The following is a 13,882-nucleotide window of genomic DNA, read 5'->3' on the forward strand; positions in this document are numbered from 1 at the left end:
GAAGCAAGGTGGCTAGGATAGAAGGCATGCGTATTGCCACACTCACCTCGGGCGGCGACTGCCCGGGACTTAACGCCGTCATCCGCGGCATCGTCCGTACCGCGACTTCTTATGGTTCGACGGTGGTGGGCTACCAGGACGGCTGGGTCGGCCTCATGGAAGACCGCCGCGTCCAGCTCTATGACGATGAAAATATCGACCGCATCCTCTTGCGTGGCGGCACCATCCTCGGCACCGGCCGACTCCACCCCGACGCCTTCAAGCAAGGCCTTAACCAAATCAAGGAAAACCTCGCGGACGCGGGCGTTGACGCCTTGATCCCCATCGGCGGTGAAGGCACCCTCAAGGGTGCGAAGTGGTTGTCTGATAACGGTATTCCCGTCGTCGGCGTCCCGAAGACCATCGACAACGACGTCAACGGCACTGACTACACCTTCGGTTTCGACACCGCGGTCTCCGTAGCCACTGACGCGATTGACCGCCTGCACACCACCGCAGAATCCCACAACCGAGTCATGATCGTGGAGGTCATGGGGCGTCACGTGGGCTGGATTGCACTGCACGCCGGTATGGCCGGCGGTGCCCACTACATCGTGGTCCCCGAGGAGCCCTTCGACATCGAAGAGATCTGCAAGGCCATGGAGCGTCGCTTCCAGATGGGCGAGAAGTACGGCATCATCGTCGTCGCCGAGGGCGCCCTGCCCAAGCCCGGCACCATGGACTTCAACGAGGGCGGTGTCGACCAGTTCGGCCACCAGACCTTCAACGGCATCGGCCAGGTCATCGGTGATGAGATCAAACGCCGCCTGGGCCACGACGTGCGCACCACGGTGCTCGGCCACATTCAGCGTGGTGGTACCCCCACCTCCTACGACCGTGTGCTGGCAACCCGCTACGGCGTGCACGCTGCCCGGGCCTGCCACACCGGAGATTTCGGTACCTGCGTTGCCCTGCACGGTGAACACATCGACCTGATTCCGTTGGAAGAGGCGGTTGGCACCCTCAAGCGTGTTCCCGCTGGACGTATCGCAACCGCCCGCGCTTTGTTCGGCTAAAGCTTTTCCCGGATCTACCGGTGTGAACCACAAACCCCGTCGCTGTTTTCCCACAACAGTGATGGGGTTTGCTGCGTTGTGGCAGCAGCGGGTGGCGGTGGGGGAGAAAAGGGCGGGCTGAGGCACAAACGGTACGGGCCCCTCGGGTAGAATGTCCGCCATGACTGATCTGATGGATTTTGACGACGTCGTCGCCCAGTTCGACCCGGTGATGGGTCTTGAGGTGCACGTCGAGCTCGCAACCGAGACCAAGATGTTCTCCGCCAGCTCCGCGCACTTTGGCGCAGCCCCGAACTCCCACATTGACCCGGTGTCCCTGGGCCTGCCCGGCGCACTGCCCGTGGTCAACGCCAAGGGCGTGGAGTGGGCAATCAAGATTGGTTTGGCGCTGAACTGCTCCATCGCAGAATCCTCCCGTTTCGCGCGGAAGAACTACTTCTACCCGGATCAGCCGAAGAACTACCAGATCTCCCAGTACGACGAGCCGATCGCATATGACGGCTACCTCGATGTGGTGCTCGACGACGGTACCGAGTGGCGCGTTGAGATCGAGCGCGCCCACATGGAGGAAGACACCGGCAAGCTGACCCACCTCGGTGGCGCGGACGGCCGTATTCACGGTGCTACCAGCTCCCTGGTGGACTGCAACCGTGCCGGCGTTCCGCTGATTGAGATCGTGACCAAGCCCATCGAGGGCGCCGGCGAGCGTGCACCCGAGGTCGCTCGCGCTTATGTGTCCGCGCTGCGTGAGCTGGTTGCGGCTCTTGGCGTGTCCGATGCCCGCATGGATCAGGGCTCCATGCGTGTGGACTCCAACGTGTCTCTGAAGCCCAAGGGCCAGGACGAGTTCGGTACCCGCACCGAGACCAAGAACATTAACTCCTTGAAGTCTGTTGAGCAGGCCGTGCGCTTCGAGATGATGCGCCAGGCTCAGGTCATCGTCGATGGTGGCGAAATTATTCAGGAGACCCGCCACTACCAGGAGTCCGACGGCTCGACGACCTCTGGTCGTGTCAAGGAAACCGCTGAGGATTACCGCTACTTCAATGACCCGGATCTTCCTCCGGTGATTGCTCCGCGTGAGTGGGTTGAGGAGATCCGCGCCACCCTGCCGGAGCTTCCGTGGGTGCGCAAGGCCCGCATCCAGAAGGAGTGGGGCCTGAAGGACGCTGAAATGCGTGACTTGGTCAACGCTGGCGCACTTGATCTCATTATCGAGACCGTGGAGGCTGGTACCACCCCGGATGAGGCTCGTTCCTGGTGGGTGTCCTACCTGACCCAGAAGGCTAATGCTGCAGGCGTTGAACTGAGCGAGTTGGCAATTACCCCCGCCCAGGTGGCTGAGGTCGTTGGTCTGATTAAGGAAGGCAAGCTCACCAACAAGCTTGCCCGTCAGGCTGTTGACGGCGTGCTCGAGGGCGAAGGCTCTGTCTCTGAGGTCGTGGCTGCCCGTGGTCTGGAAGTTGTCCGTGACGATGGGGCCATCGAGAAGGCCGTGGATGAGGCTTTGGCTGCCAACCCCGACATCGTTGAGAAGATCCGTGGCGGTAATGCCAAGGCTGGCGGCGCCATCGTGGGCGCTGTCATGAAGGCCACCCGTGGCAAGGCTGACCCGGCTTTGGTTAACAAGCTGATTGCCGAGAAGTGCAAGTAGGCCACTGACCTCGTATCACGAAGAGACGTCCGCCCCACCAGCGTGTGAGTTGCTGGTGGGGCGGAGGTGTGTCTAAGGGACGCTTGGGGATAGGTTATCGGTTGACAACCTTGGCGACGGCGTTGGGGGCTTCGAGCGGGTCGATGGGTTCGGTGTGCTCGTGGATTTCGGGCACCGAGTTGTCGTCGGCCATCCTGCGGTAGCCTTCGATTTCTCGACGCAGCGGCCCGGCCAGGAGGTAGAGGCCGAGCAGGTTGGGGATGGCGACCAGGAAGAACATGGCGTCGGAGAAACGCACCACCATGTCCAGGGAAACGGCCGCACCAACGACGATCATGATGAGGTAGACGATGTCGTAGACGGTTTCTGCGATCTTGTTGCCCTTGAACAGGTAGCCTGCTGCTTTCTTGCCATAGAAGGAGTAACTCAGGATGGTGGAGAAGGCGAACAAGACGATACAGATAGACAGAATGACGGGGAAGAAGGAGTGCACGGTGGCGAAGGCGTTGGTGGCCATGACCACTCCGTCGCCGTCTGCGTTTTGGTACTGATCGGTGACGATGATGGCGAGAGCGGTCATGGTGCACAGGATGACGGAGTCGAGGAAGGGCTCCCATGCTGCGACAAGGCCTTCTTCGGTGGCATTGCGGTTCTTGGTGACCGAGTGTGCCAAGCCTGCGGTGCCGACGCCGGCGACGTTGGAGAACAGTGCTCGTTGGATGCCGATGATGGCGACACCGATGGCTCCGCCGGCGACTCCGGTCGGGTTGAAAGCACCTTCAATGATGAGCTGTACTGCGTGGGGAATATCGCCGATGTGTAGTGCCAGCACGATGACGATGGAGACTGCGTAGAGCAGGGACATCAGCGGGACCAGTTTGGAGGTCCAGCGGGCGATGGCGGTAATGCCGCCGAGGATCACGAGTGCTGCGGCGATCGCGAGTGCGAGTCCCAGGATCCATGCGCGTCCGTAGAAGAAGGAGGACTCGCCGCCTGTTGCGTCGATAACGTGTGCGGCCAGCTGGTTGGACTGGAAGATGTTACCGGCACCCATGGCGGCGAACATGAATCCGAATGCGTAGATGAAGGCCATGATGGAGCCGAGGATGGGTTTCCCGTTCGCGGTGAGGCCGTCTTTGAGGTAGTACATGGGGCCACCGCTGATGCTGCCGTCGGGGTGGACGCGACGGTACATCTGGGACAGTGTTGCCTCGGCGAGTTTGAGGGCCATGCCGAACAGTCCGGCGATGATGATCCATAGGGTGGCGCCGGGACCACCGATGGAGATGGCGACGGCCACGCCGGCGATGTTTCCTAGCCCGGTGGTGCCGGAGAGCTCAATGGCCATTGCTTGAGCGGAGGTGATGTCACCGGGGTCGTTTTTGTGGGCGAGTCGGCCTTTGACGACTTTCCAGGTTTGTTGGGCGTCCTTGATGGGGCGGACGCGGAGGAAAAATGTGCAGAAGATGCCGGCGGCTGCGAGCCAGACGACAACGAGGGGGACGTCTGCTCCGCCGATGCTGACGGAGTAGAAGACGATTTTTTCGAGCCAGTCAACGATGCCGCCGAAAACGCCGGCGATGGATTCGTCGATTGATCCCGCGGCGAGAAGCGTCGCGGACATAAGCAACCTCCTTAGGTGAGACGTAGGTCTCATAATATGTTATATATAACCGAGAACGGGGGTGTTTTTCGAAAATATTTTTTGAATATGGGTCTTTAGCTGGAAAAATAAAGGAATGCGAGGGGTTTGTTAAGGAAAGGTTCGCAGGATAGGCAATCTTTTTCCCCGCAAATTTTCGAGGAAGTGAGTGGTGATATGGCCGACTGGATGAGTGCTCTCGACACGTTTGAGCGGCCGACGTTAAAGGGGTCTGCCGAGGCCCTCATTAGAAAAGCGCTGCTAGACGGCTCAATGAGGCCCGGTGAAATCTACAGTGCCAACGCGCTATCTAGCTCGCTGAAAATCTCGAACTCGCCGGTGCGTGAGGCGATGATGTCGCTGGCCGATCGGGGTCTACTGGAGCCGGTGCGAAACCGGGGTTTTCGCGTGGTGGAGATGAGCCCTAAGGATCGGCAAGAGGTCTACGACCTGCGGCGATTGATTGAAGTTGAAGCTGTGCAGCGAGTGGCCATGGCGGGGGTGTCCGAGGCTGTGGGGGATAGGCTGCAGCAGCTCGCCCAGCGCACGGTGGATATCCTTGAACAGGTGAGTGAGGGGGATATCTTCGACTATTTGGAAGCGGACCATGACTTCCATATGTATCTCATCTCCCAGGTGGGAAACGCTCGCTGGACGCGCCTGGTGGGGCAGTTGCGCGATCAGTCGCGCATCAACGGCGCCTATATTCACCTGCGGGAAAAGGGCTTGTTGATGCAAAGTGCGCGAGAGCATCTGGAGCTGGTTGATGCCATTATTGGCCGCGATGGGCAGCGTGCGGCGGACGTTATGGTGCGCCATCTGGAGTATGCGCGCCCTTAAAAAATCTGCGCTGAGCAGGTGATCTAGAAAAAGTTTTCACTTTTTAGTGCGCTCCCTCACATCTAGTGTTAGGTTATCGATAACCGCTAAGCACAGTGAGAGGAGGCAAGGTGAAAGACCTCGCAGTACCCCTAGAACTCAGTTACACCGACCGCCAGCCCAAAGCCGCCGACGTCGTTATCATCGGCGGAGGCGTCATGGGCATGTCCGCCGCTTGGCACCTGGCAGAGCGCGGCGTTCGACGCATTGTGGTCGTCGAACAATCCGAGCTCGGCAGCGGTTCATCCGCCAAACCCCTCGGCGGCGTTCGGGCCAATTTCTCCGACGAAGCAAACATCATCCTGGGCAAACGTTCCCTCGACTTCTACGGCACGTTCCAAGAAAACTTCGGTGTCGACATTTCGCTCAACCGCGTGGGATATCTCTTCCTGGCACACAGCGATTGCGAAGCCGAATGCTTAGCCCAATCCACCCAGACCCAAAACGCCCTCGGCGTGAACTCCGTTCTCGTCACCCCCGACGAAGCCGCGCTCATCAACCCCTACCTGGATCCCGCATCGCTGACCGCGGCATCTTTTTCGCCCCAGGACGGACACGCATCACCTGCCGCAGTCGTCGCCGGTCTCACCCGCGCCTGCCTCGCCAAAGGGGTCACCATCGTCAACCGCACCCAGGTGCTCGACATTGATCGCCAAGGCGACCGCATCACCGGGGTCGTCACCAACCGCGGACACATCGCCACCGACCGCATCGTCTGTGCAGCCGGCGCCTGGTCCGGCGCCATCGGCGACATGGCCGGGGTGTGGATGCCCGTCGAACCCGTCCGCCGCATGATTGGGCTGACCCGACAGCTGGAAAACCCGCACCCGACAATTCCCTTCACCCTGGACCTATCGACCACCTTCTACTTCCACAACTACGGAAACGGATTGCTGCTTGGCATCTCCCACATGCAGGAGCCCGGTTTCTGTCGGGAATTCAGCTACGACTGGCTGGCAGAATTTAACGACGCGGCCTCCGTCTATGCGCCCCGGTTGGAAAACCCCGACCTGGTCGGCGGGTGGGCCGGCTACTACGAAAACACCCCAGATCACAACGCACTGATCGGTGCCGCGGACCTAGACGGCTTCTACTACATCACCGGCTTTTCCGGACACGGATTCCTCCAAGCGCCAGCCGCCGGCGAACTACTCGCCGACATCATGCTCGACAGGGAATCCTTCATCGACAAAGAAGTCTTCTCCGCGAAACGCTTTGGCGCAAAAGACCGCATGTTCAACGAAGTCAACATCATCTAGCGCTCAGAAGTCGCACCACCCACACCGCACCCACGAACCAACCACACTCTAAGGAGCGAGATCAGATATGACAGTGGCCACCTGGGAACTGCGCGCACGCTTCGCCGCCGCCCTTTCTGAACTCTACGGCCGGGAAGTCCCCGCATACACCACGCTCGTCGAAGTCTCCGAAGCCGTCAACCGCGACTACATCCGGGCCCACGGCGAGGAAGCCACCCGACTCGGTTCCGTCGAACGCGTCACCGCCGAACGCCACGGCGCCATCCGCGTCGGATCCCCAAAAGAACTCTCCCAAGCAGCCCGCGTCTTCGCCGCATTCGGAATGTACCCGGTCGGCTTCTACGACCTGCGCGATGCCGCCAAGGCCAGCGTGCCGGTGGTCTCCACCGCCTTTCGCCCCATCGACGAAGACGAGCTCGCGAAAAACCCCTTCCGAGTGTTCACCTCGATGCTCGCCACCGACGACCCGCGCTTTTTCAGCCCAGAAATCCAGCAGCGACTCGACGAATTCATCGGCGCGAGAACCCTGTTTCCCGAAGACCTACTGGAACTGGCCGACCGGGCGGCCGCCGCCGGAGGACTGGAAGAAAACGAAGCCGACCAGCTCGTCGAGAAAGCCACCAAGGCCTTCCAACTCTCCGACGATCCAGTCGACCACGAGTGGTACCGCACACTGGAAAACATCTCCGCCGTCGCCGCCGACATCGGAGGGGTCACCACCACACACATCAACCACCTCACCCCGCGAGTACTCGACATCGACGACCTCTACAACCGCATGGAAGCCCGCGGCATCACCATGATCGACGAAGTCCAAGGCCCACCCAAATGGAAAGGCCCCGACGTCCTGCTCCGCCAAACCTCCTTTAGGGCACTCGACGAAGAACGCATCTTCTCCTTCGAAGACGGCACCATCGGCCCCGGCACCCTGCGCGTGCGCTTCGGCGAAGTCGAACAACGCGGCATCGCGCTCACCCCAAAGGGGCGAGACCTCTACGACCAGCTCATCCACGAGGCCTACCGCGAACCCGACCGCTGGGCAGAAGTCATGCCCACCACCGAAGAAGGACTCAGGCAGCAACAACTGGCGTACTTCACCTACGAAAAAGTCGGCGAAGTGCCTGCAGGGACCAGCCTGGACGACGCCATCGCTCAAGGGCTTGTCGTCGCCACCCCCATCGTCTACGAAGACTTCCTCCCGCGCTCCGCGGCAGGAATCTTCCAATCCAACCTCAAAGACGAAGGCACCCGCGACGACGGACAGCACGGCACCGACTACGACATCGACGTGCTGTCGAAGATCATCGGCAAACCCATCCACGACCCCTTCGACCTGTACGCCGCGCAACAACAGCGCTCCCTGGACGCCCTCGGCATCTAGCTAAACCACAACCAACTGTTCCCACCATCCGAAAGGACAAACCACCATGGCAAACCTCAACGACTCCGTCCGCGCAGCCCTCGACGCCTGCGGAGCCAGCGGATACGAAGGCCCCCACGCCACCCGCACCCCGCTGACCGGTGAAGAACTCATCGGCACCGTCGAACACACCGCGAACGACGTCGACCAGGCCATCGCCAAGGCGCAGGCAGCCTTCCGCGAGTGGCGAAACATCCCCGCACCAGTGCGCGGCAACGTCGTCAAGCGCTGGGGTGAACTGCTCACCGAGCACAAGCGCGACCTTGCAGTCCTCGTCCAGGCCGAGGCCGGAAAATCCATGAGCGAAGCCATGGGTGAGGTGCAGGAAATGATCGACATCTGCGACTTCGCACTCGGCCAATCCCGCATGCTGTGGGGTAAAACCATGCCCTCCGAGCGTCCCGGACACCGCCTCATGGAAACCTGGCACCCGCTCGGCGTCGTCGGCATCATCTCCGCCTTCAACTTCCCGGTTGCCGTGTACTCCTGGAACACCGCACTCGCACTGGTCTGCGGCGACACCGTCGTGTGGAAGCCCTCGGAAATCTGCAAGCTCAGCGCCATCGGCGCCGACGCACTGCTAGCCCGCGCGGTGAAAGACTGCGACGCGCCAGCCGACATCCACCAGCTCATCCTCGCCGACCGCGCAGCCGGCGAACAGCTCGTCAACGATCCCCGCGTCGCCCTGGTCTCCGCTACCGGCTCCACCCGCATGGGACGCGAAGTCGGCCCCAAAGTCGCCGCCCGCTTCGGACGCTTCCTGCTGGAACTCGGCGGCAACAACGCCGCCATCGTCGCCCCCAGCGCCGACCTCGACCTCGCGCTTCGCGGTGTCGTCTTCGCTGCCGCCGGCACCGCCGGCCAGCGCTGCACCACCATGCGACGCCTGCTGGTACACGAGTCCATCGCCGATCAATTCGTTGACAAGCTCGTCGCCGCCTACAAGACCCTGACCATCGGTGATCCCCGCGACGAATCTGTTCTCGTCGGCCCCCTGGTCAACAAGGCCTCCTTCGATAAGATGCAAAACTCCATCGCCGCCGCACAGGAACAAGGCGGCACCCTGCTGGTCGGCGGCAAACGCGTCCTCGAAGACCAGTTCGCTGACGCCTACTACGTCGAACCGGCCATCGTGAAGATGCCCTCCCAGACCGACATCGTGCGCGAAGAAACCTTCGCCCCAATCCTGTACGTGATGACCTACACGGATCTGGACGACGCGATCGAGGTTCACAACGAAGTGCCCCAAGGCCTGTCCTCGGCCATCTTCACCTCCGACCAGGCGGAATCCGAAAAGTTCCTGTCCGCCTCCGGCTCAGACTGCGGAATCGCCAACGTCAACATCGGCACCTCCGGCGCTGAGATCGGTGGTGCCTTTGGTGGCGAGAAGGAAACTGGTGGTGGACGCGAGTCCGGCAGCGACTCTTGGCAGGCCTACATGCGCCGCGCCACCAACACCATCAACTACTCCGGCGAATTGCCGCTGGCGCAGGGCGTGAAGTTCCTGTAACCCCTCCAGGCCAACCGGTCTTAAAACCCCTGAAGCGTCATCGCTTCCACATCACAACCACCCACCAGCCGGTGGGGTGCAGCCCACGCATCCCACCGGCTGTTTGCGACCAGCACCAATCCCTTGACTACGCAAAGGACTTCCATGTTTGACCTCATCGACGACTGGGGACCCGAAAAAATCGTTGTCGTGGCCGACGAAAAGACACAGATGAAAGGTGTTCTCGTCATCGATAACACCGCGCGCGGAATGGGTAAAGGCGGAACCCGCATGCAACCCACCGTCAGTGTGGAAGAAATCGCGCGCCTAGCACGAGTAATGACCTGGAAGTGGGCAGCAGTAGACCTGTTCTACGGCGGAGCAAAAGCAGGTATCCAAGCCGATCCCAACAGCCCATACAAGGAGGAAATCCTGCGCTCCTTCGTGCGGAAGCTCTCCAATGAGGTGCCGGAGGAATACGTCTTTGGGCTTGACATGGGGCTGACGGAAAACGACGCTGCCATCATCATCGATGAGCTGGGGCGCGGAACCGCGGTCGGCACCCCTGCCAGCCTCGGCGGGGTGCCCTATGACGCGCTCGGGGTCACAGGTTTTGGCGTTGCCGAAGTGACGGACGAAATCGCAAAGAGCAAGGGACTCGCTGGAGCACGGGTCGCCATTCAAGGTTTTGGGGCTGTTGGCCGGGCGACCGCCCGGCGCATGCACGAGTTGGGCTACACGGTCTGCGCCATCTCCACCGCCAAAGGGGCGCTCGCCGATTCCCAAGGACTTGATATCCCTACGCTGGACAACCTCTACGCCAGCCATGGTGATGCCGTCGTCGAGGAATTCCCATCGCAGCGCATCGAACTTGGGCAGGAACTGTTCACCGACGCCGAGATCCTCATCCCTGCAGCACTTCAAGACGTCATCGGTGTCGAAGACGTGTCGAACCTGAAGTCTCGCCTCATCGTCGAAGGTGCGAACCTGCCGACCAGCCCCGAAGCCCAAGCTGAACTGCACGCTCGAGGCGTAACAGTCGTACCTGACTTCATCGCCAACGCAGGTGGAGTGGTGAGTGCGGCTTTCGCGATGGAGGCACGGCAGTCTGCCTTCCGCGTCGAACCGGACAACATTTTTGCCACCATTTCCTCAAAATTGCGAGGAAATGCTGCGAGCATCATTGGTGTCGCCGATGACACAAACCGGCTTCCCCACGTCGTCGCACGCGATATCGCCCAACAACGCGTCAGAGATGCCATGGACCTGCGTGGCCGCCGCCTGCCCCGCTGATACTGGGCGCGCATCGGCACTACCCCGTTTCTGATGTGCGCCACGCGTGACAAAGAGTTGATTCGGTTTTGAGCAATTGGAGGAGCCCCTGTGAACACCACCACGGAGCAGCGTTTCGACCTGTCGAACAAGCTTGGTGTACGCCAAGACATGGCCACGCGCGCAGCCTACGTGTCCGACGCGTCGATTTATCGGCGCGTCCCGCAAGCAGTGGTGGAGCCTCGCACGCGTGAAGACATCCAAGATTGTCTGCAGCTGGCCCAGGCACGCGGTTGGGACATCATCGCCCGTGGCGGTGGAACCTCCGTGGCCGGAAACTCCATAGGTCAAGGCCTGATCATTGATACGTCACGCCATTTCTGCAAAGTGCTAGAGATCGACTCCAACAACCGCATTGCACGGGTGGAACCCGGCATCATCTGCGATCGGCTGCGGGAAGCTGCCGCTGAGCATGGGCTGACCTATGGACCCGATCCCTCCACCCACTCCCGGTGCAGTGTAGGGGGCATGGTCGCCAACAATGCCTGCGGATCTCATTCGGTCGCCTACGGCACGGCTGCCGATAACTTGCATGCAGTATCGATGCTGCTGGCCGACGGCCGAGAGGTCAGGTTCTTCCGGGGCGGATGCACCGACGTGGAGCTCACCGAAAAACTGCGAGACTTCGTAGCACGCCACGAGGATCTCATCCGCTCAGAGCTTGGCCGGTTTCCACGCCAAGTCTCCGGATATGGATTGCACTATCTGCTTCCGGAACGCGGTTTCGACGTCGCCAAGGCACTTGCCGGGTCGGAAGGAACCTTGGGAATCTTCACTGAGCTGGAAGTGAACCTGGTGAAGGTGCCGCGCTTTAAAGCGTTGGTGGTCTGCGCCTATACGACCGTGTTCGACGCCGCCGCCGATGCACCGCGCCTCATCCTCGATGGGGTGGGAACCGTCGAAGGTATGGGTGGTGATCTCCTGGCCGCCCTGCGGAGCAAGAATGGACAATCCAGGGCAGGTGCGAATCTTCCCGGCGAACGCAAAAACATGGAATGCGGAGGGTGGTTGTACTGCGAGGTCGGCGCGGATTCGGAGGAAGAACTTCACGACCGTGTGAGCATGGTCGTATCCACAGCCGACTGTATTGATCACGTTGTGGTCACTGACCCCGTGGAGGCGAAGTCGTTGTGGCATATTCGCGAGGCATCGGCCGGAACCGTCACGCGTCTACCCGATGGGGGAGAAGCCTGGCCCAGCTGGGAAGACTCAGCGGTTCCGGCGACAGAACTCGCCGACTATCTGCGCGGACTCTATACGCTGATGGACAAATATCAGCTGCAAGGCATTCCTTTCGGTCACTTCGGCGAAGGTTGCGTGCATGTCCGCATCTCCTTTGACTTTGATTCGGAGCATGGCCGAACCACCTTCCATCAGTTCATGACTGAAGCCGCAGACTTGGTGGCGTCGCATGGGGGAAGCCTGAGCGGCGAGCATGGCGATGGTCGAGCGCGTTCTGCACTGCTGGGGCACATGTACTCCGACGAGATGCTGGCAGCATTCGCTGAGTTCAAGTCCATCTTCGATCCGGATCGCCGCTTTAATCCGGGAGTGCTCGTCAACCCGGATTCCCACATGGAGGGAATCCGGCCTGGGGGAGTACAGCGACAGTTGGAACTGACCCCCACCCACAGTCTGCCGAAAGACGGCGGATCGTTAGTCAACGCCGTGAACCGTTGCGTAGGCGTGGGCGCTTGCCGGTCGATGGAGGGAGCGATGTGCCCGTCCTTCCAGATCACTGGTGATGAAGTGCACTCGACGCGTGGTCGCGCACGTGTACTCAACGAAATGATGCGTGGTGAGCTGCTTGAAGATGGCTATCACTCTGATGCAGTCAACGACGCGTTGGATCTCTGTCTGTCCTGCAAAGCCTGCGCGAGCGAATGCCCGGTCAACGTGGACATGGCAACGTACAAATCGGAAGTGCTGAACGAGCGCTACCGGGGTACGCTCCTTCGTCCCCGGGCGCACTACACCATGGGGTGGCTGCCGTTGGCCGCTCGGTTCGCCCACAGTGTTCCGGGAATGCCCCGGTTGGTCGGTGCCCTCATGCGCACGAAGATTACTGCCGGTGTGCTCGCACGGGTTGGTGGATTGGATCCAACCCGTGAACTCATCGATTTCGCTCCACAATCCGCGGCATCGATCTACCGCGACCGTGTGCGACCATCCTCTGACATAGCTGCGGATATCGCGTCTGGTCGGCTATCCGCTGCCGAATGCGTCATTTTGTGGCCGGATTCGTTCAATAACTATCTAGATGTGAACGCCTTTGTCGCTGCGGTCGAGGTGCTCGACACTCTGGGGTACACGGTGATGCTGCCCAAAGGATCCGTGTGTTGCGGACTGACCTGGCATTCGACAGGCCAGCTGTCGATGGCACAACGAATTATCGCTTCCACAGCACGCACCATACGGGGATATCTCGAGCTGGGTTTGCCGGTATTGTTTCTTGAACCGAGTTGCTTAAGCATGATTCAGCACGAGGCACCACAACTTGTTGACGATCCCGTCGTACAGGAACTATCGCGACGAGCCACTTCATGGGCACAGTTCGTGAGCGAAGCGTTGACCCACGATACCCATCCTTCGCATGTGCTTCTCACGGTCGACAATGCGGCGCCGGTACGAGAAGTGTTGACTCAGGTGCATTGTCACGAGAGGTCGATGGGAGATCACAGTGGAAGCACCGATCTGCTGCGCCGCGCAGGATTTGAGGAATCCACGATCCAGACCGGCTGCTGTGGCATGGCTGGCAACTGGGGATTTGAACCGGGGCACGCGAAGATGTCGATGGAGTTGGGGGAGCGTGAACTATTTCCCCGCGCTCGTGCAGCAGAGACTGTGTGTGCTGACGGATTCTCGTGTAGGACACAGGTGCGTCAAGGCACTTCTCGGCGGGCGTTGCACACGGCGGAACTGGTGCGTGATGCTTTGCGCGCCCGGGGGTGATTGGCTTTTCGTGAGACTACTGGTGCCCGTTAGGGTGAGTCGAGCGTGAAAAAACTTTGAGCGCTGTGACCTGGCGGAATATCAACTATTGAAGTATTTCTGCAGGTCACGAATGAGTCATCTGGGTCACAGTTTGGTACTATCCTCCACGGGAAACGGTCATCGCCTAGATTTTTTAGCCCAGGCATGCGCCCATGTGC

9 protein-coding genes are annotated in these 13,882 nt (G+C 60.5%); 8 read left to right on the top strand and 1 reads right to left on the bottom strand.

Features of this window, described 5'->3' with window-relative positions; genetic code table 11:
• The first annotated feature begins 26 nt into the window (after positions 1-26).
• Complete coding sequence (locus tag CAQU_RS05235; protein WP_075725858.1) at positions 27-1,055, top strand: ATP-dependent 6-phosphofructokinase; 1,029 nt, start codon at positions 27-29, stop codon at positions 1,053-1,055.
• Between the two features lie 151 nt (positions 1,056-1,206).
• Entirely contained in the window at positions 1,207-2,709 is a 1,503-nt protein-coding gene (gene gatB, locus CAQU_RS05240) for an Asp-tRNA(Asn)/Glu-tRNA(Gln) amidotransferase subunit GatB (RefSeq protein WP_075725860.1), read from the top strand.
• A gap of 94 nt (positions 2,710-2,803) precedes the next feature.
• Here gatB and CAQU_RS05245 read toward each other — a convergent pair whose 3' ends face one another.
• On the bottom strand, positions 2,804-4,333 hold the full coding sequence (locus CAQU_RS05245) for an alanine/glycine:cation symporter family protein (protein WP_084562810.1): 1,530 nt from the start codon (positions 4,331-4,333) through the stop codon (positions 2,804-2,806).
• Between the two features lie 195 nt (positions 4,334-4,528).
• Between CAQU_RS05245 and CAQU_RS05250 the strand changes: the two genes are divergently transcribed.
• The 6 genes from CAQU_RS05250 to CAQU_RS05275 all read left to right on the top strand — a co-directional run bounded on the left by CAQU_RS05250 (position 4,529) and on the right by CAQU_RS05275 (position 13,682).
• The gene (locus CAQU_RS05250; RefSeq protein WP_157108917.1) at positions 4,529-5,191 is read left to right on the top strand and encodes a GntR family transcriptional regulator; all 663 of its coding nucleotides are present in this window, start codon (positions 4,529-4,531) and stop codon (positions 5,189-5,191) included.
• Positions 5,192-5,301: 110 nt separating this feature from the next.
• Complete coding sequence (locus CAQU_RS05255) at positions 5,302-6,489, top strand: NAD(P)/FAD-dependent oxidoreductase (RefSeq protein WP_075725864.1); 1,188 nt, start codon at positions 5,302-5,304, stop codon at positions 6,487-6,489.
• A gap of 67 nt (positions 6,490-6,556) precedes the next feature.
• A complete protein-coding gene (gene hglS / locus CAQU_RS05260) occupies positions 6,557-7,870 on the top strand; it encodes a 2-oxoadipate dioxygenase/decarboxylase (RefSeq protein ID WP_075725866.1) in 1,314 nt (437 codons plus the stop codon).
• Between the two features lie 46 nt (positions 7,871-7,916).
• The gene (amaB, locus tag CAQU_RS05265; protein WP_075725868.1) at positions 7,917-9,419 is read left to right on the top strand and encodes an L-piperidine-6-carboxylate dehydrogenase; all 1,503 of its coding nucleotides are present in this window, start codon (positions 7,917-7,919) and stop codon (positions 9,417-9,419) included.
• A 144-nt stretch (positions 9,420-9,563) separates the two neighbouring features.
• Positions 9,564-10,691, top strand: coding sequence for a Glu/Leu/Phe/Val family dehydrogenase (locus CAQU_RS05270; RefSeq protein ID WP_075725870.1), 1,128 nt, complete (start codon positions 9,564-9,566; stop codon positions 10,689-10,691).
• Positions 10,692-10,841: 150 nt separating this feature from the next.
• Positions 10,842-13,682, top strand: coding sequence for an FAD-binding and (Fe-S)-binding domain-containing protein (locus CAQU_RS05275; RefSeq protein ID WP_084563170.1), 2,841 nt, complete (start codon positions 10,842-10,844; stop codon positions 13,680-13,682).
• Positions 13,683-13,882: the final 200 nt, after the last annotated feature.

The sequence above is a fragment of the Corynebacterium aquilae DSM 44791 genome (genome assembly GCF_001941445.1).
Classification (GTDB): Bacteria; Actinomycetota; Actinomycetes; order Mycobacteriales; family Mycobacteriaceae; genus Corynebacterium; species Corynebacterium aquilae.